At 53.7% G+C, this 23403-nt stretch carries 24 protein-coding genes; 15 read left to right on the forward strand and 9 right to left on the reverse strand.

Annotation, left to right across the window (positions count from 1 at the left end; genetic code table 11):
* The first annotated feature begins 18 nt into the window (after window positions 1-18).
* The 9 genes from def to spoVM all read left to right on the forward strand — a co-directional run bounded on the left by def (window position 19) and on the right by spoVM (window position 8835).
* Complete coding sequence (gene def / locus M1D70_RS10035) at window positions 19-513, forward strand: peptide deformylase (protein ID WP_009592578.1); 495 nt, start codon at window positions 19-21, stop codon at window positions 511-513.
* Entirely contained in the window at window positions 510-1451 is a 942-nt protein-coding gene (fmt, locus tag M1D70_RS10040) for a methionyl-tRNA formyltransferase (RefSeq protein WP_456289784.1), read from the forward strand. Before def ends, fmt begins: the two co-directional genes overlap by 4 nt.
* A gap of 50 nt (window positions 1452-1501) precedes the next feature.
* Window positions 1502-2830 (forward strand): 16S rRNA (cytosine(967)-C(5))-methyltransferase RsmB, encoded by a 1329-nt coding sequence (gene rsmB / locus M1D70_RS10045; RefSeq protein WP_456290411.1) that lies wholly within the window; start codon window positions 1502-1504, stop codon window positions 2828-2830.
* Between the two features lie 182 nt (window positions 2831-3012).
* Window positions 3013-4053, forward strand: coding sequence for a 23S rRNA (adenine(2503)-C(2))-methyltransferase RlmN (gene rlmN / locus M1D70_RS10050; RefSeq protein ID WP_009592630.1), 1041 nt, complete (start codon window positions 3013-3015; stop codon window positions 4051-4053).
* A 6-nt stretch (window positions 4054-4059) separates the two neighbouring features.
* Window positions 4060-4836 carry a Stp1/IreP family PP2C-type Ser/Thr phosphatase gene (locus M1D70_RS10055; protein WP_009592617.1) on the forward strand — a complete coding sequence of 259 codons (777 nt, stop codon included), beginning with the start codon at window positions 4060-4062 and terminating at the stop codon, window positions 4834-4836.
* The gene (gene pknB / locus M1D70_RS10060; protein WP_456289785.1) at window positions 4833-6971 is read left to right on the forward strand and encodes a Stk1 family PASTA domain-containing Ser/Thr kinase; all 2139 of its coding nucleotides are present in this window, start codon (window positions 4833-4835) and stop codon (window positions 6969-6971) included. Before M1D70_RS10055 ends, pknB begins: the two co-directional genes overlap by 4 nt.
* Window positions 6972-7021: 50 nt before the next feature.
* Window positions 7022-7930: a ribosome small subunit-dependent GTPase A gene (gene rsgA, locus M1D70_RS10065; RefSeq protein WP_009592567.1), complete on the forward strand. Its 909-nt coding sequence runs from the start codon at window positions 7022-7024 to the stop codon at window positions 7928-7930.
* A 3-nt stretch (window positions 7931-7933) separates the two neighbouring features.
* The gene (gene rpe, locus M1D70_RS10070; RefSeq protein WP_456289786.1) at window positions 7934-8593 is read left to right on the forward strand and encodes a ribulose-phosphate 3-epimerase; all 660 of its coding nucleotides are present in this window, start codon (window positions 7934-7936) and stop codon (window positions 8591-8593) included.
* A gap of 161 nt (window positions 8594-8754) precedes the next feature.
* Window positions 8755-8835 carry a stage V sporulation protein SpoVM gene (spoVM, locus tag M1D70_RS10075; RefSeq protein ID WP_034273235.1) on the forward strand — a complete coding sequence of 27 codons (81 nt, stop codon included), beginning with the start codon at window positions 8755-8757 and terminating at the stop codon, window positions 8833-8835.
* Window positions 8836-9279: 444 nt separating this feature from the next.
* Here spoVM and rpmB read toward each other — a convergent pair whose 3' ends face one another.
* On the reverse strand, window positions 9280-9468 hold the full coding sequence (gene rpmB, locus M1D70_RS10080) for a 50S ribosomal protein L28 (protein WP_006209230.1): 189 nt from the start codon (window positions 9466-9468) through the stop codon (window positions 9280-9282).
* A 366-nt stretch (window positions 9469-9834) separates the two neighbouring features.
* Between rpmB and M1D70_RS10085 the strand changes: the two genes are divergently transcribed.
* The 4 genes from M1D70_RS10085 to M1D70_RS10100 all read left to right on the forward strand — a co-directional run bounded on the left by M1D70_RS10085 (window position 9835) and on the right by M1D70_RS10100 (window position 15071).
* Window positions 9835-11613: a DAK2 domain-containing protein gene (locus M1D70_RS10085; RefSeq protein ID WP_036672418.1), complete on the forward strand. Its 1779-nt coding sequence runs from the start codon at window positions 9835-9837 to the stop codon at window positions 11611-11613.
* A gap of 160 nt (window positions 11614-11773) precedes the next feature.
* The gene (locus M1D70_RS10090; protein WP_009592607.1) at window positions 11774-12631 is read left to right on the forward strand and encodes a DegV family protein; all 858 of its coding nucleotides are present in this window, start codon (window positions 11774-11776) and stop codon (window positions 12629-12631) included.
* A gap of 14 nt (window positions 12632-12645) precedes the next feature.
* Window positions 12646-14697, forward strand: a complete 2052-nt coding sequence (recG, locus tag M1D70_RS10095) for an ATP-dependent DNA helicase RecG (protein ID WP_009592585.1) — start codon at window positions 12646-12648, stop codon at window positions 14695-14697.
* An 86-nt stretch (window positions 14698-14783) separates the two neighbouring features.
* Window positions 14784-15071, forward strand: coding sequence for a stage VI sporulation protein F (locus M1D70_RS10100; RefSeq protein WP_009592565.1), 288 nt, complete (start codon window positions 14784-14786; stop codon window positions 15069-15071).
* Between the two features lie 225 nt (window positions 15072-15296).
* On the opposite strand, the gene M1D70_RS10105 is transcribed toward M1D70_RS10100, so the two are convergent.
* A complete protein-coding gene (locus M1D70_RS10105; RefSeq protein ID WP_456289787.1) occupies window positions 15297-16004 on the reverse strand; it encodes an SOS response-associated peptidase in 708 nt (235 codons plus the stop codon).
* A 183-nt stretch (window positions 16005-16187) separates the two neighbouring features.
* Here M1D70_RS10105 and M1D70_RS10110 point away from each other — a divergent pair, with 183 nt between their 5' ends.
* On the forward strand, window positions 16188-17489 hold the full coding sequence (locus M1D70_RS10110) for an NCS2 family permease (RefSeq protein ID WP_009592553.1): 1302 nt from the start codon (window positions 16188-16190) through the stop codon (window positions 17487-17489).
* A gap of 178 nt (window positions 17490-17667) precedes the next feature.
* Here M1D70_RS10110 and M1D70_RS10115 read toward each other — a convergent pair whose 3' ends face one another.
* From M1D70_RS10115 to M1D70_RS10135, 5 genes are read right to left on the reverse strand one after another with little or no spacing between them, the layout of a single operon-like run.
* Complete coding sequence (locus M1D70_RS10115) at window positions 17668-18297, reverse strand: putative glycolipid-binding domain-containing protein (protein WP_456289788.1); 630 nt, start codon at window positions 18295-18297, stop codon at window positions 17668-17670.
* Window positions 18275-18439 carry a hypothetical protein gene (locus tag M1D70_RS10120; protein WP_456289789.1) on the reverse strand — a complete coding sequence of 55 codons (165 nt, stop codon included), beginning with the start codon at window positions 18437-18439 and terminating at the stop codon, window positions 18275-18277. Before M1D70_RS10120 ends, M1D70_RS10115 begins: the two co-directional genes overlap by 23 nt.
* Entirely contained in the window at window positions 18436-18768 is a 333-nt protein-coding gene (locus tag M1D70_RS10125; RefSeq protein WP_433939136.1) for a YolD-like family protein, read from the reverse strand. Before M1D70_RS10125 ends, M1D70_RS10120 begins: the two co-directional genes overlap by 4 nt.
* A complete protein-coding gene (locus M1D70_RS10130) occupies window positions 18765-20030 on the reverse strand; it encodes a DNA polymerase IV (protein WP_009592615.1) in 1266 nt (421 codons plus the stop codon). The genes M1D70_RS10125 and M1D70_RS10130 overlap by 4 nt, the downstream gene beginning before the upstream one ends.
* A gap of 11 nt (window positions 20031-20041) precedes the next feature.
* A complete protein-coding gene (locus tag M1D70_RS10135; protein ID WP_090912899.1) occupies window positions 20042-20404 on the reverse strand; it encodes a hypothetical protein in 363 nt (120 codons plus the stop codon).
* 192 nt (window positions 20405-20596) lie between these two features.
* On the opposite strand from M1D70_RS10135, the gene M1D70_RS10140 reads away from it, so the two are divergent.
* The gene (locus M1D70_RS10140; protein ID WP_456289790.1) at window positions 20597-22186 is read left to right on the forward strand and encodes a sensor domain-containing diguanylate cyclase; all 1590 of its coding nucleotides are present in this window, start codon (window positions 20597-20599) and stop codon (window positions 22184-22186) included.
* Here M1D70_RS10140 and M1D70_RS10145 read toward each other — a convergent pair.
* Window positions 22175-22696, reverse strand: a complete 522-nt coding sequence (locus M1D70_RS10145; protein WP_009592557.1) for an arsinothricin resistance N-acetyltransferase ArsN1 family A — start codon at window positions 22694-22696, stop codon at window positions 22175-22177. The genes M1D70_RS10140 and M1D70_RS10145 overlap by 12 nt on opposite strands.
* A 69-nt stretch (window positions 22697-22765) precedes the next feature.
* Window positions 22766-23215, reverse strand: coding sequence for a MarR family winged helix-turn-helix transcriptional regulator (locus M1D70_RS10150; protein ID WP_009592625.1), 450 nt, complete (start codon window positions 23213-23215; stop codon window positions 22766-22768).
* Between the last annotated feature and the right edge of the window lie 188 nt (window positions 23216-23403).

Raw genomic sequence — 23403 nt, forward strand, 5'->3', positions numbered from 1 at the left:
AAGGATGGTGTCGTAGACATGGCGATTCGTATTATCGTTAAAGAACCGGATGAGGTTCTTCATAAAAAGGCAAAGGAAGTTACCAAAATTACGCCGAACGTTCAAAAGCTCCTGGACGATATGGCCGATACCATGTACGATGCGGAAGGCGTCGGGCTGGCCGCGCCGCAGGTCGGCATACTGAAGCGCCTGATTGTTATCGATGCGGGCGATGAGCACGGCTTGATCAAGATGATTAACCCGGAGATCGTCGAGAGCGAGGGCGAGCAATTCGGGCCGGAAGGCTGCCTGAGTATTCCAGGCTGGAACGGGGATGTTCGACGTGCGGAGAAAGTAACGGTTAAGGGGCTTGACCGCGAAGGCAATGAGCTTGTCATTACGGGTACAGGGCTGCTTGCGCGAGCATTTCAGCATGAAATCGATCATTTGAACGGGGTGCTGTTTACGGAAATCGCCGACCGGGTGTATGAGTATGTTCCGGAACAGCCGAGAAGTGAGTTGGAGAACCGATGAATATCGTATTTATGGGCACCCCCGCCTTTGCAGTACCCAGTCTGGAAATGCTGATTGCCGAAGGATACACGATAGCCGCCGTCGTTACGCAGCCTGACCGTCCGCAGGGGCGCAAAAAAGTGCTGACCCCGACGCCGGTCAAGGAAGCCGCCCTTCGTCACGGCATCCCTGTCCTGCAGCCGCAGCGACTGCGGAATCCGGAAGCCGTGGCCGAATTGGCCGAATATAAACCCGATCTGATCGTCACGGCCGCGTACGGCCAAATCCTGCCGAAATCGGTGCTGGATATGCCAGCGCTTGGCTGTCTGAACGTCCACGGCTCGCTCCTCCCCGCTTATCGGGGAGGAGCGCCGATTCAGCGGAGCATCATCAATGGAGAGTCCGTCACGGGCATCACGCTGATGTATATGGCGGAGGGACTCGACACCGGGGACATGATCGCCCGCGCCGAGGTCCCTATTGAAGACGACGATACGGCTGGAACCATGTTCGAGAAGCTGAGCCAAGCCGGCGCGGAGCTGCTTCGGCGGGAGCTGCCGCGGCTCGTGAAGGGCAAGGTGGAGGCCGAGCCTCAGGATGATTCGAAGGCAACGTATGCTCCGAATCTGACCCGGGATGACGAGAAGATCGATTGGAGCCGCACTTCCCGGGAAATCTACGATCAGATTCGCGGCCTGGTTCCTTATTCCGGCGGGTTCACGCTGTGGAACGGCGAAGTGTTTAAAGTATGGGCAGCGGCTAAGCCGGACAGCGCCCAGAAGGCATCTGGCGATGCGCAACCCGGGACCGTGCTCGAGCTGCAGGAGAAAGGGATCGTCGTGAAAACAGGCGACGGTACGCTGACGCTGCTTACGGTTCAGCCTAGCGGCAAGAAGGCAATGGATGCGGCGCAATTCGTCCGCGGGACGAGCCTGACGGCCGGGACGGTGCTGTCGTGAGCGGAAACCGCAGCCCGAAGGGACGCCTGGACTCTCCCCGGGAGCTGGCGATGAATGTATTGACTCAGGTTGAGCAGGAGGGGGCGTACAGCAATCTCCTGCTCAACTCCGCTCTGCAGAAATCCTCGCTTGCCAAGAGCGACGCGGGACTAGCCACGGAGCTGATCTACGGCACGATCTCGCGGCTGAACACGCTTGATTATTTTTTGAACAAGTTTGTCAACAAAGGGGTGCGGAAGCTTCAGCCTTGGGTAAGGGCGCTGCTTCGCATCAGCCTTTATCAGATCGTGTATCTGGATCGGATCCCGGACCATGCGGTTGTCAGCGAGGCCGTTAATCTGGCGAAGCGCCGCGGGCATCAAGGGATCTCCGGCATGGTGAACGGGGTGCTTCGGAATATTCTGCGTCAGAAGGAAACCTTGGCCATTCCGGAGGATATGACGGACGCCCAGCACATTTCCCTTCTGCATTCCCATCCGCAGTGGCTGGTGGAGCGCTGGATCTCCCAGTACGGTACGGAGGCAGCGGAGGCGATCTGTGCCGCAAACAACGAACCGCCGGCTGTCAGCGTGAGGGTGAACACCACGATGATCAGCCGCGACGACATGCTGAAATTAATGGGCAGCCATGGCCTGGATGCTTCCCCATCGTCGGTTAGTCCCTACGGGATTGTCGTTAAGGGTGCGGGCAATATGGCCTTGACCGATTGGTATCGTGACGGGATGATCTCGATCCAGGACGAAAGCTCGATGCTCGTGGCCGAGGCCGTTCAGCCCGAGCCGGGCATGCGCGTGCTCGATTGCTGCGCGGCCCCGGGCGGAAAGAGCGCCCATATGGGCGAGCTGATGAAGGACGAGGGCAGCATCGTCGCCAACGATATTCATGCCCATAAAGGGAAGCTGATATCGGATCAGGCCAGCCGTTTGGGACTGGACAGCATTTCGATCGTGACGGGGGACGCGCTGGATTTGGCAGACCGCTTCGAGCCTGCGTCTTTCGACCGAATTTTGCTGGATGCTCCCTGCTCGGGCCTTGGCGTGATCCGGCGCAAGCCGGATCTGAAGTGGGGCAAGTCCCAGGAGGACATCCATGAGATTGCGGCGCTGCAGCTCAGGCTGCTGGAGTCGGTCTCGACCTTGCTCCGTCCCGGAGGGATCTTGGTATACAGCACGTGCACGATTGAACCGATGGAGAATGAAGGCGTGGTATCTGCTTTTCTGGAAGGCCATTCCGAATTTGCCATTGCAGAAGACGGCCTTGGAGCCTTAAGCCGACTGGGCGAGAATTCGCTTTCGCGAGGCGGCGGCATTCAAATCCTGCCCCAGCACTATCACAGCGACGGCTTTTACATTGCCAGACTCGGCAGACGTTCCTCTTAAGGGCGCTTGCCGCCATGACTATAGTCGTATCCCGCCTATGCCGGCGGGTTTTCCTCTTTTACCGTCTCTTTTATTTATGTTAGAATAGGAAGAATGAAAAAAGAGATGCATATGAATGAAATAGGGAGCGTTCGGAAGAATGCTGGCCGGACATCCTTTAAAACTAGACAGGTGTGGTGAGAATGAAACCTTTTATATATGATTATTCACTGGAAGAGCTTCAAGCCTGGGCTCAAGAGAACGGGGAGCCCGCGTTTCGGGGAACCCAGATTTATGACTGGCTGTACGTGAAGCGGGTGAACGACTTCGCGGAAATGACGAATCTGTCCAAAGAGCTTCGGGCCAAGCTGGAGCAGGAGTTCAGCTTCGTGACCCTGACGGAGATCACCAAGCTGGAATCCAAGGACGGAACAGTCAAGTTTCTGTTCGGCCTTCATGATGACCATGCCATCGAGACCGTCATCATGCGGCATAACTACGGCAACAGCATCTGCGTTACGACGCAGGTCGGCTGCCGTATCGGATGTACGTTCTGCGCATCCACGCTGGGTGGCTTGAAGCGAAACCTGACCTCCGGCGAAATCGTTGCCCAGGTGGTTCAGGCACAGAAGATTCTCGATAAAACGGGAGAACGCGTCAGCAGCATCGTGATCATGGGTTCAGGCGAACCGTTTGAGAACTATGAGGCGACCATGAAATTCCTGCGCACGATGATCCATGAAAAAGGATTGAATATCGGCCAACGCCACATTACCGTATCGACGAGCGGCATTGTGCCTAACATCTATAAATTCACCGAAGAGGATACCCAGATTAATCTGGCCATCTCCATTCATGCGCCAAACGATAAGCTGCGCTCCAAGCTGATGCCCGTGAACCGCCGGTTCCCGTTTGACGACGTGATTGAATCGCTTCGTTATTACCAGGCTAAAACCGGACGCCGCATTACGTTTGAATACGCCTTGATCGGCGGAGTGAATGATCAGGTGGAGCATGCCGAAGAGCTTGCGGACGTCATCAAGGATATGAACTGCTTCGTCAATCTGATTCCGGTTAACCATGTGCCGGAACGGAAATATGTTCGCACATCGCGTAACGATATTTTCAAATTTCAACGTGCGTTAGCAGACAAGGGGGTCAATGTGACCATCCGTCGTGAACAAGGCCATGATATCGCTGCCGCTTGCGGCCAGCTGCGGGCCAAGCATATGGAGTTGAGGTGAGAAGATTTGATCAAGACGGTTCATGTAAGCCATGTGGGGCGCGTTCGTCCTGTTAATGAGGATTCGGTATTTGTTAGCACATTGGAGCATGGCTATACCTTGGGTGTGGTTGCCGACGGCATGGGAGGCCACCTTGCGGGCGACACTGCCAGCAGGCTTGCGGTAGATACCGTGGCCGCGGATTTGTCCTCTTTGGAGCAGGACATGTCCATGGACGGCGTTCGGGCTGCGCTGGGCGATGCCATATTGCACGCCAATGCAGTTATCTATCAGGAAGCCTCGGCAGATGAGCGGCTTCACAATATGGGCACGACGATCGTAGCGGTGCTTCTGCGAGGCTCCGAAGGTTATATCGGTCATATCGGGGACAGCCGGGCTTACAAAGTCGTTCCCGGACAAGTCATTCGGCTCACGGATGATCACACATTGGTTAATGAGCTTTTTAAGAGTGGTCAGATTACGGAAGATCAACTGGAAACCCATCCCCGGAAAAACGTATTAAGCCGGGCACTTGGAACGGATGTGGATGTGACGGTTGAGCTTACGCCGGTTACGCTCGGGGAAGGCGAAGTGCTGTTGCTATGCAGTGACGGACTCAGCAACCGGGTCAGCCGCGAGCTGATCGGACAAATTTCCGGTTCACTTGACCTTCCTCTGGAAGAAAGAGCGGATCGCCTGCTTCAACTAGCACTTCTCGCTGGCGGTGAGGACAACATCACAGTCGCAATGTTTGAACATCAAGAAGAGGTTGTCGGGCAACGTATAAAGGGGTGGGATTCATGATCGGACATGAATTGGCTGGTCGTTATAAGATTATTGAACGCATCGGCGGCGGCGGCATGGCGCTGGTCTACAAGGCTCAGGATATTTTGCTGAACCGGAACGTAGCGATCAAAGTGCTGCGCCAGCAGTTTGTGCACGACGAGGAATTTATTCGCCGTTTCCGGCGTGAGGCACAATCGGCGGCTTCATTGTCGCATTCCAACGTGGTCAGCATCTACGATGTGGGCCAAGAGGAAGATGTGCATTACATCGTCATGGAATATATCGAAGGTCAGAATTTGAATGAAATCATTAAAGAACGGGCGCCACTGCAGGTTGAAGAAGCCGTGCGGATTGCGACCCAGATCTGCGATGCATTGGGGCATGCCCATCATAACCAGATTATTCACCGCGATATTAAACCGCATAATATTCTGATTGGCCGTAACGGGAGGGTCAAAGTAACCGACTTTGGCATTGCCAGAGCGGTCACGTCGACAACCATTACGCAGACAGGCTCCGTTGTGGGTTCTGTGCATTATTTCTCGCCGGAGCACGCCAAGGGCGTCGTAACGGGCGAGAAATCGGATTTATACTCACTTGGTATCGTGTTATATCAAATGCTCACGGCCCGTCTTCCTTTTCTGGGCGAGAGCCCGATCAGTGTTGCACTGAAGCACCTGCAGGAGGAATTTGACGAGCCTAGGGAAGTGAACCCGCTCATTCCTCAAAGCGTGGAGAACATCATCCTGAAGTCCATGCGCAAAAATCCGGAGGAGCGTTACCAGTCCGCGGAAGAAATGATGGACGACCTCGAGACGTGTTTGATGCCGATGCGCCTCAATGAGCCGAAGATGGAGTTCGAGGACGATGCCGATTCTACCCTGGTCATGCCGGCGCTCAAAACGATGCAGCGCAGCAGCCAGCATCAACATGACCAAGATGACGACTCGGATGACGAGGAGTTTGAGGAAAAGCCAACCGGCAAACCGAAGAAAAAGTGGGTCAAGCCGACCATCATTATCGGCTCAGTGCTCCTGTTCCTCGGCCTTATGTTAGGCGTCGTCATGTATGTGAACAATATGCTGGAGGTGCCGGAGGTTAAGGTGCCGCCAGTGGTAGGCATGACGGAGGAGGAAGCGATCCGCGAGCTAGAGGCCCAAGGTTTGACGGTGAATGAGGAAGTCATTCGCGAATATAAACCGAATGTGGATGAAGGCGTCGTGTTTGCACAGGACAAGGAACCAGAGACCATGCTGAAGAAGGGCTCACCGGTTCAGTTGTCGGTTGGGGATGCAAAGCCGCTCCCGGAAATGCCGGACCTTAATGGGATGACGTTTGATGAGGCAGTTGCTGCATTAAAAGAGATTGGAGTTAAGGAAACCTCCATCAAGCGATCGTCTGAAAAAAATGATGAAGTACCTCAGGGCAAGATCTTTAAACAAAGCCCAGAAGCCAATACAAAAATCGATCCAGAAACGGATGCGATCAGCGTAACGGTGAGCGAGGGCAAGAATTTTATCCCTATGCCGGGCGTGGTTGGCTTAGAGCAGGAGAACGCCGTCAATATTTTGGAGTCGAATGGCTTTAAAATTGCAGCTATCAAAGAGAGATCTAGTTTTGAAGTAAAAAAGGGCATCGTAATAGAGCAATGGCCGCATGAGGCCAATCAACAAGTTGCACCAGGCTCCGAAATCACGCTGTTCGTCAGCTCCGGTTATCCTTCGGATGCGCTTGAGTATAATTACAGCGTACCGGTGTCGCCGAGCGCCGAAGGACAAGAAAGCAAAATCCGGGTGGTCTTCAGCGACGCGCTGGGAGACAACCAGGAGGCCGTAAACAAGACCATTACGACTTCCGAAATGGTACCCGTTAAGCTGCTGCTTGCTCCCGACAAACACGCGACGGTCATGATATTCCGTGACGGCCGCCAGGTGGATACGTACAGCGTAAGCTACACCGACGTCAAGAACGGAACCGTGCCGCAGCCGACCTTTGAGCAGCCGCCTGAGCAACCTGATGTACCGGTGGACACCAACCCGGATGAGGGAAATGGCGAGGACGGTTCGAATGAGGAAGATGATGCTGCTTATCACTGGGATAACGGCAGCGAAGGAAACGGCAAGGGTAAGGGCAAAGGCAAAGACAACGATTAGAAACAAGTCATGAGAACACTTATTTCAACAAGAAAGGTGAGGCCTATTATATGCTAGAGGGACTGATCGTGAAGGCACTAAGCGGATATTACTATGTCAAACCACTGCAGGATGGCAACATTATATCCGGGGAGGACCCAGCGGTTCAATGCAGAGCCCGCGGCATTTTCAAAAAGAAAGGCATCTCTCCGCTCGTTGGAGATCACGTGATGTATTCATTGACTGAGAATGGGGAGGGGACCGTGGATGAAATACTTCCACGGTCTTCCCAATTAATTCGCCCGCCGGTCGCGAACGTCGACTTGGCGGTGCTGTTGTTTTCGGTCAAGGAACCGGACTTGAGCCTGCATCTGCTGGACAAGTTCCTGGTACATATTGAGCATTCGGGACTTGAGGCGTTGATCTGCCTGACGAAGCAGGATCTTGCAGACGACTCGGACGATGTATTGGAGCAGGTCAAGCGCCAGTACGAAGAAATCGGGTATGAAGTGCTTATAACCAGCTCCTTGCAAGGCATCGGTACCGATGAGGTGAAGGACCGCCTGGCCGGTCGAATCAGCGTATTCTCCGGTCAATCCGGCGTCGGCAAGTCGTCCCTGCTTAATGCGTTGATGCCGGGCCTCTCGCTGGAGACCAGCGAAATTAGCCTGCGCCTTGGCCGCGGCCGGCATACGACGCGTCACGTTGAGCTGATTGAGCTTGATAACGGAGGCTACGTTGCCGATACGCCCGGCTTTAGCCAGCTGGATTTTCTGGAGCTGGGTGTCGAGGAGCTGTCGACCTGCTTCAAGGAGTTTGCTCCTTATGCGGCTGAATGCAAATTCAGAGGCTGCAGTCACATGCAGGAGCCTGGCTGCCGGGTGATTCAAGCCAAAGAAGATGGAATCATCCTGGCAAGCCGTTATGAGCATTACGTGGAGTTTTATACCGAGATGAAAGACAAGAAGCGGAGGTACTGAATCATGATAAAAATTGCGCCATCCATATTGTCGGCGGACTTTGCAAAGCTGGGGCAGGAAATTAAGGAAGCCGAAGCGAGCGGAGCCGACTGGATTCATGTGGACGTCATGGACGGGCATTTCGTGCCGAATATTACTCTGGGGCCGCCGATCGTCCAAGCGATCAGACCGCATACGGGCCTGACGCTCGACGTGCATCTGATGATCGAACAGCCGGAGTTGTATATTGCCGACTTCGTCAAGGCAGGAGCAGACTTGATCACGGTTCATGCCGAGACCTGCCCGCATCTTCACCGCGTCATCCATCTCATTAAAGAGCATGGCGTGAAGGCTGGCGTCGCGATTAATCCGGCCACGCCGGCCCATGTCCTTCAGGAAGTGCTTCCTGACGTGGATTTGGTGCTGGTGATGACCGTGAATCCCGGCTTCGGCGGACAGGCGTTTATCGAGCGGACCGTAAGCAAGATTGCGCAGCTGCGTGAATGGATTTCAAACTCCGACAATCCGAATATCCATATCGAAGTGGATGGCGGCATTACGGCGGAGACGGCGCCGCTCGTGGTGGAAGCGGGAGCGGATATCCTGGTTGCGGGCAGCGCGGTCTTCGGGAAGCCGGATCGGGCGGCGGCCATTGCCCAAATCCGAAACAGCGTAACATCTTGACCTCAGAACGTGAGCAGGGGATGCATAGGGCGGGGGATTCCCGCATAAATATGGTTACATGAGCTGGGTTCTCATGTAGCCTTTTTTGTCTGTGTTCACATCTAAGGGCTTGGTGCATAACATAATCTAGGAAGGCATGAGAATGATGGGGAGGGTGAGACATGAAATTCTATACGTTCAAGCTGCCGAAGTTTTTGGGAGGTTTTGTGAAGGCCATCTTAAATACGTTTCACAAGAGCTGACAGCTTGTCCCGGCGTAACAAAACCTCCGCCTGGGACCGACGCCGCCAGCCGGTTTACGGGGGATGAGGCAAGAGAAGAGCACTCCGATAGAGCGCATGGAGGACATACCGCATCTTGTATGCGGAAGTTTTTCTTGCGGTATAAGAAAGCCAATGCGCGCATGGCCTCTGCCGCTTTCTTGTATCATAAGAAGAGTGTCTAGCGACGTACTTATCGAAGACAGGCCGCGTTCGACCGGAAGTTTTTCTTGCGATATAAGAAAGCGGAAGTTCGGCTCTTTCATTTTTCTTATATCTAAATAAAAAAAGCACCTGTTATCTGATCAGGGTGCTTTTTGTTTAGGTGAAGAATATGTATCTAAACGCAAGAAAAACTTCCTTGTCCCGGATCGCCCACAAATGGTGCCTGGAGATTTAGAAGTTTTTCTTCATATAACGAGATGATTATACGCGAGTCACTTTACCGGATTTCAAAGCGCGAGTGCTGACGTATACACGTTTTGGCTTGCCATCCACCAAAATGCGAACCTTTTGAACGTTGACACCCCAAGAACGCTTGTTGTGGTTGTTAGCGTGAGAAACATGGTTACCACTGCTTGGTTTCTTGCCTGTTACATAACATTTGCGAGCCATTCATTACACCTCCTTGTTCCTAACCCTGCATGAAACAATACTTAAATATAATATCACAGTAAAAATTGCTCCGTCAACTGTCCTAAAAACATTTATTTCTCTTTCTCATTATAGTACAATGTTGATTAGTCCATAATATTTCCGATGATCTGTATATTGTGGGCTGGTCGGCATGTTTCGAGGAGGTTTGGAGCTGCCGAATAACGTAGAGGACGAGAGGGCAGCCCATCAAGATGGTATGATCCATTTAATCATGCAAGTCTATTATTTACTGGTTGGGCATTTCGTCAGCTATAAGCTATGAAATAGATATGAAATTTACGACAAGAAGTGTTATGGGTATCAAGCCAGGAAGGGGAATTCTCATTGAGTAAGCGTTCTTTGAATGGAACAGAATTTACCGCTATGGTCCTTGCCGGAGCGGAGCAGCTGCAGCAGCATGCAGAACACGTCAATTCCCTGAATGTGTTCCCGGTGCCGGACGGCGATACGGGGACCAACATGAATTTGACGATGACGGCAGGCGTAGCAGAACTGAAGAGTAAATACTCGGAGTCCGTCGGGCATAGTGCCGGTGTGCTGTCCAAGGGGCTTCTGATGGGAGCCAGAGGGAACTCGGGAGTGATTCTGTCCCAGTTGTTCCGTGGTTTCAGCCGGTATGCGGCACCTTATACAGAACTTAATTCTCATCAATTTGCCGCAGCGCTGCAGACAGGCGTGGAAGCTGCGTATAAAGCTGTCGTAAAGCCTGTGGAAGGCACCATCCTGACCGTAGCTAAAGAAGCGGCCAAACATGCCGTTTATTTCTCGCGCCGCAGCAACGATATCGTGGAGCTGATGGAGCAGGTGCTGGCCAAAGCCAAAGAAACGCTGTCCCAGACGCCGGATATGCTTCCCGTGCTGAAGCAGGTTGGCGTTGTGGACTCGGGCGGGCAAGGCCTGGTGTACATCTACGAAGGTTTCTTGCAAGCGTTGAAAAAAGACGGCGCGTCCGGATCCTTCGCTTCCGCGGAAGGACAAGCAGAACAGAGCAGCGCGGCACCAGCCTATCATGCGGTTCCTGATTTCTCGGCGGTTCAAGCTCCGGCTTCGGCCCAATCCCGACTGTCCACGGAGGACATTGAATTTTTATACGACATGGAATTCTTTATTAATAGGCAGCTTGGAGAGGGAACGAGTGCGGACTTTGATGAAGATAAGTTCCGGAAAGCGCTTGCAGTGAACGGTGATTCCATCATTGTCATTGCCGATGACGAGACGATCAAAGTGCATGTCCATTCCAAGGCGCCGGGCGAAGTGTTGAATTTGGCCCTCATGTATGGAGAGATCACCCAGATTCACATTTTGAATATGCGCGAGCAGCACCGCGACTTGCTGACAACGGGAATGGATATCGCGCCGATGCCCGAGCTGTTTGCGGATATTCCGGCAGAGACCGTGACGCCGGAAGCACCGGCTGTTCCTCCTGCAGACGAGATCGCGCCGTACGGGTTCATTGCGGTTTCGTCAGGGGAAGGCATTTCCGATATATTCAAGAGCCTCGGCGTCGACGTCGTTCTCTCCGGAGGACAGACGATGAACCCGAGCACCGAGGATTTCGTCAATGCGATTTCTTCGATCTCGGCCCAGCAGATTTATATTCTGCCGAACAACTCCAACATCGTGCTTGCTGCCCAGCAGGCTAGAGAGCTTCTCGAAGGCGAGCGCAGCGTAACGGTCATCCCGAGCAAGACGATCCCGCAGGGAATCGCGGCAGCGTTTGCTTTCCAGGAAGACGAGAATGCGGATATGAATACCGACAACATGCTGGATGCCATCACTCGCGTGCAATCGGGGCAGGTCACCTATGCCGTTCGGGACACAACAATTGATGATCTCGAGATCAAGGCTGGCCAGTTCATCGGTATCCGCAATTCCAACATCGTGGCAGCGAACGAGGATCTGATCACGACATCCCAGGATTTGCTGGGTAAAATGCTCGAATCCGGCGATGAAATCGTAACGCTGCTTACCGGCGCTGACGCAACCGAGGAATCGACCAGCGCGCTCACGGAGTGGCTGGGCGAGCAGTACCCTAACGCGGAGGTTGAGGTACACTACGGCGGACAGCCGATCTATTCCTATCTGTTCTCCGTGGAGTCTTGATATAAGAGATAGGCAGGTATCCTCTCAAGAGGCTTTCCTTCCCCTATCTCGGTAGAAAAACTTACGCTGCACGCGGTCTATCTTTGGAGAAAGAACGTCGATAGAGTTTTTCTCATAACGCTTTGACATTATGCATGGTACATTTTTAGGAGGGGTTCCGGTGAATAAGACCGTTATTGTGACAGACAGCACAGCGGATATTCCGGCAGACCTGGCGAAGCAACACAACATTCATATTGTGCCGCTGAGACTTATGTTCGGGGAAGATACGTTTTTGGACGGAGTGGAAATCACGCCGGGAGAGTTCTACAAAAAGCTGGTGCAATCGCCTCAGCTTCCGACGACCTCCCAGCCTTCGCCCGCAGATTTTGTGGCTGTGTATGAGTCCATTCTGGAACAGCACCCTGGCTGCTCCATTGTGTCCATTCACATCTCATCCGGCCTGAGCGGAACGTATCAGTCCGCATTGCTTGCAACCTCTCTTATTGAAGGAGAAGCGGATATTACCGTATGGGATTCCAAATCGGCTTCCTACGGTTTCGGGTTATTCGTGGTTCATGCAGCGAAGCTCGCGCAAGAAGGAGCCGCTGTTTCGGATATTCTTTCATCGCTCGAGGACCTTCGTTCCAAGCGCCGCCTCTACTTCTTGGTAGACACGCTGGAATATTTGCAGAAGGGCGGAAGAATCGGCAAGGCGTCGGCCGTGCTCGGTACGCTGCTTAACATTAAGCCGATTTTGTCCATTGACGGCGAAGGGATTATCTTTCCGGTAGACAAGGTCCGGGGTCGGAAGAAAGCGACAGCCAAAATTATTGAGCTGTTTCAACAGGATCTATCCGGCGTGAAAAATATTAAAGTGGCTGTGGGTCATACAGCTGACCCTGCTCAGGTTGAGGATTTTCTGCAGCAGCTGTCCGCTGTGTTCACGATCGAGGAAACCGTGTTCTCCGAGATCGGTCCGGTTATCGGTACGCACGTCGGACCGGGAACCATTGCAGCATATATATGGCCTGCTTAAGTGAGGTAGATGATATGAGTCTCAAACTCGATCAAATATCCGTCAGACAGATCAACGGCGTGAGCGCCCTGAAAGAGGGGGAGCTTCACGCCTTTGGCGTCTCTACGGTCAAGGATCTTTTGGAGTATTACCCCTTCCGGTACGAGGATTACCGGCTTCGGTCCTTAAGCGAAGTCAAGGACGGGGACAAAATCACCATTCAAGCCAAGATAGCCAGCGTGCCGGTTCTGCAGCGCTACGGGCGTAAATCCCGACTTACCTGCAAAATGCTGGCCGAAAACTGGATGTTCACCGCGACCTGGTTTAACCGGCATTTTCTGAAGGACCAGCTTACGGCCGGCCGGGAGATCGTGCTGACGGGCAAGTGGGATCAGCGCAGAATGCAGCTTACGGTGTCTGAATCCGAATTCCCGGATAAAGGAGCCTTCCGGAGCGGAACGCTGCAGCCGGTGTATTCCATCGGCGGAAAGATTACGCAATCCTGGATCCGAAAAACGATGGGACAGGCATTGGAGCAATACGGGGAGATGATTCCCGAGATTTTACCGCAATCCTTGCTCCGAAAATATGATCTGATGCCCCGTAAAGCGGCGATTATGACGATCCATCAGCCTGTCGACTCCAGGGAAGGTCAGGAAGGGCGACGCCGCATGGTGTACGAGGAGCTCTTCCTGTTCCAGTTAAAAATGCAGGCATTCCGGGCACTGAACCGGGGACGGATGGACGGGGTGGTACATACGGCCGACAATGCAACCATCCGGGAGTTCGTCCGCAGCTTCCCGTTTGAGCTTACCGATGCGCAGAAGAAGGTGGAGCTGGAGATTTTGCATGATATGCGATCCCCTTACTGCATGAACCGTTTGCTACAAGGGGATGTCGGCTCGGGTAAAACGATTGTTGCCGCCATCGCGTTGTTTACGACGGTCCGCTCAGGCTTCCAAGGCGCATTGATGGTGCCGACGGAAATTCTTGCCGAGCAGCATATGCGTTCCCTGCAGAAGCTGTTTGAACCCTTCGGCATTACGGTCGGATTGCTGACAGGCAGCGTAACGGGGAAGAAGCGGAAGGACCTGCTGGCTTCCTTGCAGATGGGACTGACGGACATCGTTGTGGGCACCCATGCCCTTATCCAGGATGACGTCTACTTCCGGGAACTGGGGCTCGTCGTGACGGACGAGCAGCACCGCTTCGGCGTGAATCAGCGAAGCGTTCTAAGGCGTAAAGGGTATAACCCGGACGTGCTCACGATGACAGCGACGCCGATCCCGCGGACGCTGGCCATTACCGCCTTCGGAGACATGGACGTGTCCACGCTGTCGGAGCGTCCGAAAGGGCGCATTCCCATTACGACCTATTGGGTCAAACATGAACTGATGGACCGCGTGCTCGGATTTATTTCCCGGGAAGTAAATCAGGGACGCCAGGCATATCTGATCGCCCCGTTGATTGAGGAATCGGACAAGCTGGACGTCCAGAATGCGATTGACCTGCATGTTCAGATGCAGCAGGCGTTCCCCGCATATTCCGTCGGACTTCTGCACGGCCGCATGACGCCGGCCGAGAAGGATGAGGTCATGCGCCAATTCTACAGCAATGAGGTTCAGCTGCTGATATCCACGACGGTTGTTGAGGTTGGCGTTGACGTGCCGAACGCAACCCTGATGATCATTATGGATGCCGATCGCTTCGGCCTGTCCCAGCTGCACCAGCTTCGGGGCCGGGTAGGCCGTGGACAGCATGCTTCCTACTGTGTCCTGGTGGCTGATCCGAAGTCGGAAGTAGGTCAGGAGCGGATGCAGGTCATGACGGAAACCGAAGACGGCTTCGAGGTATCCCGGCGGGATCTGGAGCTTCGGGGACCGGGCGATTTTTTCGGTACGAAGCAGAGCGGGCTGCCGGAGTTCCGGCTGGCCGACATGGTCGCCGATTTCAAGGTAGTCGAAGAGGCCCGGGGCGACGCGGCGGCTCTCGTTAGCGACAGCTCCTTCTGGACGTCGCCGGAATATGAGCCGCTGCGCGACTTTTTGCAGCAGGAGAAGATCTTCCAGGGCGATATCATGGATTAATGGCATGAATTGGTTGGCACAATGGACAGACCTTCGTCATATACTCAAAAAGGGTAGCAGCATTTATGACTGGAGGTGCTTCAACATTGGGTTATCAGCAGTATGGCATTAGTCCGCAGCTGGTGGAGCGTATCAAGCTAAAAATGAAAAACCCGGCCATCAAGGAAAGAATCAAGGGACTGACTCAGGGCTTGACCAAGGCGGATCTTCAAAATAGCGCAAAAGTACATCAATTGATCCGGACGGCCAGCGGCATCTTGAATGAAAAGCTGAGCTCCGCACAGGAGCAGCAAATGGTTCAATTCGTGCTTGCACAGCGCATCGATCCGAACAACACCTTCCATTTGATCAAGCTGTGGGGAATGTTTCGTTAACAACTGGATGACATCAAGGAATGACAAGCATAGAAGAAGCCCCTCTCGGGAGTGTTTTCTCCTAATGAGCAGGGGCTTTTGATATGGCTGAGCAGGGATGAGGCGATCTTAGGCGGATTCCCGTTTAGAGGAGTCCCTCGCTATTGTGGTCTAACCGGCATTGGCGAAGCGGTATGCTGTGAAATAGCGCGGCAGTTGAAGAGAAATCCAACCTTTTCGGAATATCTAGCTGCCCGTAATGGAGCGGATGCAATCTTCCGTGTCGTTCTTGACGGAGTTTACGGTTGTGCTTACCGGCACTGCCTGCATTTCCTCCGCGGGATAGGGTTTCAACAGCTCCTTGAGCGATTGCAGGTGGGAAGGGTGGTTCCCATGGGTATGGGAGGACGGCTGCCGTTCAAGCCATAGCGCTTCGTCAGCGGGTCTTAGAATGACCGGCATCCGGTTATGGATCGGCTCCATGAGCCTGTTGGGCTCGGTCGTAATGACGGTACAGGTGCTCAGCTTCTCGCCCCCTGGGGTGATCCAGGTGTCGTACAGGCCGGCCATGCTGAATATTTCGCCGTTCTTCAATCCAATGCGAAAGGGCTGCTTGCCATTGCCGTTTTTCTGCCATTCGTAAAAACCGTCTGCAGGAATCAGGCATCTTTTCCGATAAAAGGGCATCCTATAGGCAGGCTTGTCTTCCAGCGTTTCACTGCGGGCATTGATCATTTTGGCTCCGCCCGAGGAATCCTTGGCCCAGGATGGGACAAGCCCCCACTGCAGCTGCCCGATCCGGTTGGTGCTCCCGTCATGGATAATGGCCGTGACCATCTGCGTAGGCGCGATGTTATACCTGGGAACGTGAAAGGGAGAGACCGATTCGGGATCAATGAGATACCTGGTCATCAGCTCTTCCCAAGTAACGGTGAGCGTAAAACGTCCGCACATCGTTTCAAGGCCTCCTCTCATTCGAGCCGCTTTAGATTGAACATCGACTTATGCTGGCATTCCCGACGGAATGGCCATATAAGGATGACGGCTCGTTTGTGTTTGAGTATATCAAATATTGCACAACTTACCAAAAGGGTCCGGCGCTCAGCCGGGCCGAGCATCATGAATGGAGGATTTTTCGTGTTTGATTTAAAAGCTAACGGCACCTCGGTCAAGACCGAAGTTGTTGCCGGGACCACGACATTTTTTACGATGGCTTATGTGACCGTGGTGAATCCGCTGATACTGTCGCAAGCGGGCGTGCCGTTTGAGCAAAGCTTCACGGCTACGATTATTGCCGCCGTCATCGGTACGCTGCTCATGGGACTCGTAGCCCGCTACCCGATTGCCGTGGCGCCGGGGATGGGGTTGAATGCTTATTTTACGTATTCCGTTGTCCAAGGGCATGCCGGACTTGGCTATATTGAAGCCTTCTCCGCCGTTTTTATCGCCGGTATTCTGTTTCTGCTGTTATCGATGACTTCCCTGCGGCGCAGGTTGATTGAGATGATCCCGGCGAACCTGAAGCATGCGATCACGGTCGGGATCGGCCTGTTCATTGCTTTTATCGGTCTGCGGATGAGCGGCATTATCACCGCGCATCCGGATAATCTGGTAGCGCTCGGCGATTTGCACCAGCCATCGGTCGTGCTCGCCTTGGTGGGCTTGGCGGTTACGCTCGTGCTGCTGTCCCGCGATGTGAAGGGCGCCTTGTTCATCGGCATGATTTTCACCGGAATTATCGCTTATTTTGCCGATATGCTGTCCTTTACCGGCGGGATTATGTCCGTTCCCACGCTGCCGGAAGGCATTCTGGTATGGAACCCGATTACGGCGGCCTCGGATGTGATCAGGCACGGGCTCTATGCCGTGGTGTTCTCGTTCCTGCTTGTAACGCTGTTCGATACCACGGGCACGGTCGTTGGCGTGGCAGAGCAGGCGGGGCTGATGAAGGATAACAAGCTGCCCCGCGCGGAACGTGCCATGTTCTCCGATTCGGTGGCAACCGTGGCCGGCTCCATGGTCGGCACAAGCCCGACCACGGCGTATATCGAATCCGCAGCCGGTGTCGGCGCAGGCGGCCGCACAGGCTTAACCTCGGTGGTCGTTGCCGGGCTATTCGTGGTTGCGGCCTTCTTTAGCCCGCTGATCGGCGCGGTTGCCGGATTGTCCGCCATCACGGCACCGTCGCTGATCGTGGTGGGCTGTCTGATGCTGAGCAACGTTCAGCACATCCGATGGAACGACTTTGATGAAGCGTTCCCTGCGTTTCTCGTGATTTTGACCATGCCGCTTACCTCCAGCATCGCAACAGGGATTGCGCTCGGTTTTATTTCATACCCGCTCATGAAAATCGTGAAGGGCAAGTGGAAGGCGGTTCATCCGCTGATGTATATTTTTGCCGTGCTGTTCGTGCTGCAGCTCGTCTTTGTTCCGCATTGATAAGGAGCGCGGAAATCCCCTGCAAGGTCTTTAGAGCAGACCCGGCAGGGGATTTTTTGGCATGGCGGACGACCGTATGGCGGGTGGATCCCTAGCAGCGGATCAGGCGATGCTATAACGGTTTCCCGTCTGATGCTGCCGCCGCGGCAAGGGGAACACTGCCCGGGGATGGGCGGGCTCAGCGAGTCCGGCTCCATACGTCCGCGTACGTTGTGACAAGGCCGTGTTCGTCAACCCCCAAATCAGCTTGATACGCTCCGTGGCTGCTCTCGTAACGATAGGCGAATTCGCCCGTCCGCGTGTATCGTTGGGGGAGGGGAGCGACGGTAAGACTCGGGAATTGAATCCATACGGCCATCATGGTTGCGCTCTCCCCGGGCTCCAGCTGCAGGCGGCGGATCGGGAGCGTGTTGGTGGACGGGGTGATCCCGAGATCGATGTCGGTCATGCCGGCAAAGGCCGTGAGCTCGGTATCGCCGTTCCACCAGCGGCCCTCATCATCCCGTTCCAGGTGAAGGGACTGTTCTTCCGTGCCGCTTGAGAGAGTAATCCGGACTTTCCGGGTCTCCCAGCTGCTTGTGGTTTCGACCTCGTAGGAGCAGTGGAGGGTCCGGCCTTCCAGGCTGGCTACGACCGTTCCGGTGAGCGTAAATCCATCGTGATGCCGATAGAGCCGGCCATGCTCCAGCGAAGGAAGATCGTGCCGGTTCCACAGCAGCGATTGCAGAAGCTGGCCGGACTGGCCGGAGCTTGCGCTTTTTTGTCCGATGGACTGCAGGTCTTGTTCAGCGTGCATATTGTTGTTCAAACGTGATCCCATCCTTGATCCAAAATGTAACGAATTGCCGTATCCCCTGGCTCCGATGATCCGAGAGCGCAGCAGGCAGGGGCCTGGCTTGGGCAATGCGGCGCGCGGCCACTGCGCGGATATGGATGCGCGCGGCAGTCAATCACACGTCTCCGCCGTTTCAACCTCCAGTATATCTACCAGATTAATCCATGTATCCCCGACAAGCAACCGCTCGTTCAGGGTATTGATTCGGGAGATCCTTCCGTTTACCGCGTAATTTCCGTACTCCCCGTATACTTGCAGCTGTAAGGGTTCCTTGTTCCGGTAAGCCGTGCTGATCTTTTCTATTATCCACTGCATCTGCTGCTCATCCAGAAGAGGGTGGGTCTGCTTATGCTTCTCGCCCTGCTTCTCCAAAATGGCGTCGCGATGCTCAAACAGCATCATGCGGCTGGATTCCCATAGACCGTTTCCCGTTAGTTTTTTCATTTGTAGTGTCCTCCGATCTTGGCGTTCAGAAATTTCAGCTGGCTGGTTTTGGTTAGCGATGAGCCGAAGTAAACGGAGGAGGGACCATATTGGTTGTTGATATCGTCCATGGTATGTTCCAAATACATGAGCCGCTCCCGGTCGCCGAAGAGAGACAGCTGGTAAACGGCGTCACTCTGCAGTTCTCCGAGGGAGACCCAGATTTTGCGGACAGGGCCGCCGTCCCAGTGCTTGCGGAACAGCTCCTTGGCAGCCGCATACACTTCGCGGGACAGATGCGTGGGCTCGGCAATCTTCATTTGGCGGGAGAATCCCACCGGCCGGTCGAAATCGGCGCCCTGGGCACCGGCATGGACCACGTTGCCCATGTAGCCTTTGGCCCGCGCCCGCTGGCAGATGAGCATGGAGAGCTCGTTCAGCACGACATCGATGTCCTGCTGGTCGTGATAATCGACGGGAAGCGTGGTCTGCCGGCCGATTCCTTTTTGCCCGTCGAATGCATCGGGCGTCACCGGGGAATCATCATAACCATTGGCGGTTCGCCACAGCACTTCGCTCCAGATGTCGCAGTTTTTTTTCATGTAGCGCTTCATTTTGAATTTGAGATCGGGAAGCGGCGTATGGGCCAGCTCACCGATGGTCTGGATGCCGAGCCGTGCCAGATGCTTCGTGGTCCGCGAGCCCACGCCGAACATTTTATGGGTGGGGCAGGCCCAGAGAGCGTTCATGGTGTCCTCGTTCAGCTCAAAGATGCCGTCCTCATTCTTCTTGGCAAAATTGTCGCAGGCCAGCTTGGCAAGAACCTTGTTGCGCCCGATGCCGACTCGGGTATAGACGCCGGTCTCGCGCCGCACCCGCATCTGAATATGCCGGGCAAGCTCCTTCGGCGTGCAGCCAAAGTGCGCCAAGCTTGCCGTCACATCGATGAATTGCTCATCAATGCTGAACGGCTCCACGAGATCGGAATAGGATTCGAGAATGCTCATGATCTGCAGGGATATCCGGATATAGGCACTCATGCGCGGTTTCATCACGACCAGATCGGGGCATTTCTGCTGGGCCTGCCACAGGGGCTCCGCCGTGGTGACCCCGTGATCCTTCGCAAGCGGGCATGCCGCGAGAATGATGCCGCTTCGCCGGGAAGGGTCGCCGGAGACGACCAAGGGTCTGTTTTGGTATGCGGGATTCGCCGCTTTTTCAACAGAGGCATAAAAGGACTGGCAGTCCGCCAGAAAAACGACGCGCTGCTTGCGTTTATGCATGATGATTCCTCCTATTCGAGACGAATGTGAAATGTTTCAGCCAGACGCATTTGAATATCGGCCCTCACAAAATCCCACATCAGCTCCATGTCATGCTGGTAGCCGCGACATCGGTAGCGGATGGTGACGGAGTGCTTCTGGCGCCGGGTTTCCAGAATGGCGATGCCGCGTGCACGGCAGCTTCTCTTGAGCTCGGCGAGCTTCGCGAACGTAATCTTCTGAATGGTCTGCAGATGGAACACGTAATAGTCGCTTATGCCGGTATGCTTCATGCTGCGGATATCCCGTTCCAGCACGTCCAGCAAAATCGGCAGAATGACGCAGTCCTTGACGGACAGCAGCTCTTCCTCGGTTTGCAGCGGAGACGCGGACATACCTGATGCCTCCTCATCGTTCTTCATATGCTCCTCACTATTATATAACGAACATACGTTCGTTATGCAACTGGTAAATACAGAGCATGATGCGGCATTCCATATATGGACTCCAAAACGTTTGTGAAGTAATATGAAAAGATCGTGTATTCATCCGGAAAAAATTTTCATAAGAGTAGGGGTACAGCCTCCATGAACATACCCAAACGACGCCTCAAAATCAGTCTTGCGATGGTCATGCCCGCATTGGTTTCATTATCCATCCTGATGACGATGTCGATCATGGTCTACATCCAGTATAAAAACGAGAAACGATCCCTGTACGACACGACCATGTCGCTGAATTTATCATCCGCGCAAAAAATGGCGGTTACCATAGAAGCGCTTTTCTCGGGGATGCGCCAAAGTCTGCACGCCGCCGCAAGCAACCCGGCCATTGAGGCAAGAGCGGCATCCGACGAAAAGGAGCTGCAGGTCATTTTTGATCTTATGCTCCAGAGCAGCCCTTATTTCAATTCCGTATTTTGGGCCGACGAAAGGGGGAGCATTCGAGTCGTCTCACCTGCGGGGAATCAGGTAAACCATGCCCGATTAATAACGGAGGGGGCCATTCAAGCATTAAACGAGAGAAAATCCTATCTTTCGGTACCGTATAGGAGTCCGACCGGCCGCTGGATCGTGTTTGCGAGCGAGCCGATTTTTGACGGATCCGGCAAGTACTGCGGCATGATAGCAGGCACGATTTATCTGGAAGAAAACAATATATTGCATCGGATCTTCGGATCCGGTGCGGGAAATGAAGAAAACTCCTATTCCTATATCGTGGATTCCGGCGGGAAGGTGCTCTATCATCTGGAGGAAAGCCGGGTCGGGGAGGACGTGAGCTCTAACGTGGTCGTGAGACGGCTCATGGATGGCGAGAGCGGCATGCAACGCGTGACGAATACGCAGGGCAACGATTACTTGACGGGTTATGCCAGCGTGGCGATGAATGGCTGGGGGATCGTCATGCAGACGTCGGTAAGCTCCATCCTGGCCGATGTCAATCGAAATTTGCAGGACCAGCTGAGAAGCATGCTGCTTCCCATCGCGCTCATGCTGTTCATTGCCGTATATACGGCCGCAAGAATTGCCGCCCCGTTTACCCGGCTCTATAAATTAACGAAATCGGTAGCAGCCGGCCAAACGGTGTCTTCCCAGGAATTCCGGCCGCATTGGAACCGGGAAGCCGACCAGTTGAACCGGATCATGGGAGCCGCTGCGGAAACGATGGCCAAGCAGACTCAGTCGCTGCAGCAGGAAGCGATCACGGATCCATTGACGGGGCTGTCCAATCGCCGGGAGCTGGAACGCTGTCTTGAGTCTTGGGATGCGCTCGGGGAGCCGTATGCCGTTATTCTCCTGGATATCGACCATTTCAAAGCGATAAACGATACGTATGGCCATCAAACCGGCGATCAGATCCTGAAGCTCGTGGCGGCCGTCATGGTGGATTGCGCTCCCGCGGATGCGGTATGCTCCCGCTTTGGCGGGGAAGAGTTTGTCATTCTTCTTCGCGAACGCAGCCTGGATACGGCGTACCGTATGGCTGAACGGATACGCCGGGCGATCCTGGTTTCCCCGACCCCTTATTCCGGAACGCTCACCGTATCGATCGGCGTATCGCTGTATCCGGAGCATGGGGGAAACCGGGAGGATGTATTTCAAGCGGCGGATAGGGCGTTGTACCGGGCGAAGGGGGAAGGACGCAACCGCACGGTGGCGGCGGAATTATCGGCATGATCGAAGATCCGCCCCGTCCAATAGCTTCTCCATAATTTTTACATCTACGAACTTGCCATCCAAGATGCCCTGGTTTTTAAAAACGCCGACGTCGCGGTATCCACGTTTATGATATAGACCCTGACCGTTTTGATTAAACGGAAAGGTAAATAACACGATTTTATAAAATCCATGTTCCTTTGCAATCGACTCGAGATGTTGAAGCAGCATGCTCCCGATTCCTTTGCCTCTGAATGCTCGATCGATGTATATGGATAGGTCGGCAACGCCGTCGTAAGCACATCGCTGCGAGTAAGGGTTGAGCGAGGCCCAGCCAATTACTTTATTATCGTTCTCAGCTACAATGACGGCGTAACGATCCTGGCGTTGTTGAAACCAGTTAGTCATATATGTAATATCTTTAGGATCTGCTTCCAGCGTCGCGATGCGATCTTCAATACCTTGATTATAAATGTGCAGTATTCGGTCCACATCGCCAGTGACCGCTAGTCTGATCGAAGTGCTTTTCATTATTGGTTCCTCCTCTGTAGGAAATATAAGCTTGGCAGCAGGAGAGACAGCAGGCATCCAGGCGAGGTATTATTCGGACATGGGGCCACAGCATTTATTGGATTTAGCCATTGCCTCGTTGAAAATCTTAACGGAGTGAAGCACGGTTTCTTTTTCCGACTCGGTCATATACGAAAATACTTCGTTAAGATAGTCATGCATCTGCTGATCAATGGTAGTCGCTATAAACTTGCCCTCCGTCGTAAGAGCCAGTGCATATACTCTTCGATCCTGCGGATCCTGAGCTTTTTTTACGAAATTCTTTTTGATTAAGGATTGGACCTGTCTGCTAAACGTCGTAATATCGGTTCCTAGTGCTTCGGCAATCTGCTGCATCGAAGGATTGTGCCGCCGATCAATCTCATACAAGATATGGCTTTGAACTAGGGAGACGTCGTTCCCTCCGATACTGCAGCAGTTTTTATGCAGAAGACCAAATCTTCGCGTCATGATTTGAAACAGTTCGCGTGCATTCTCCATATCTAAATCACCTCTTGTCAAAGTTATAACACATACTTGCAAAATGCAAATAATTTGACGCCCTATAGTTTCATTCGGATTTCTCATATCAGAGTGTGATTCTGGAAATAATATTAAACAAATCAAAAAAAATTGATGCTTGACGTGTCGGTGATGACTTGCTACAATCATCGCATCAAAACAATTTG

It is taken from the genome of Paenibacillus sp. AK002 (genome assembly GCF_053903045.1).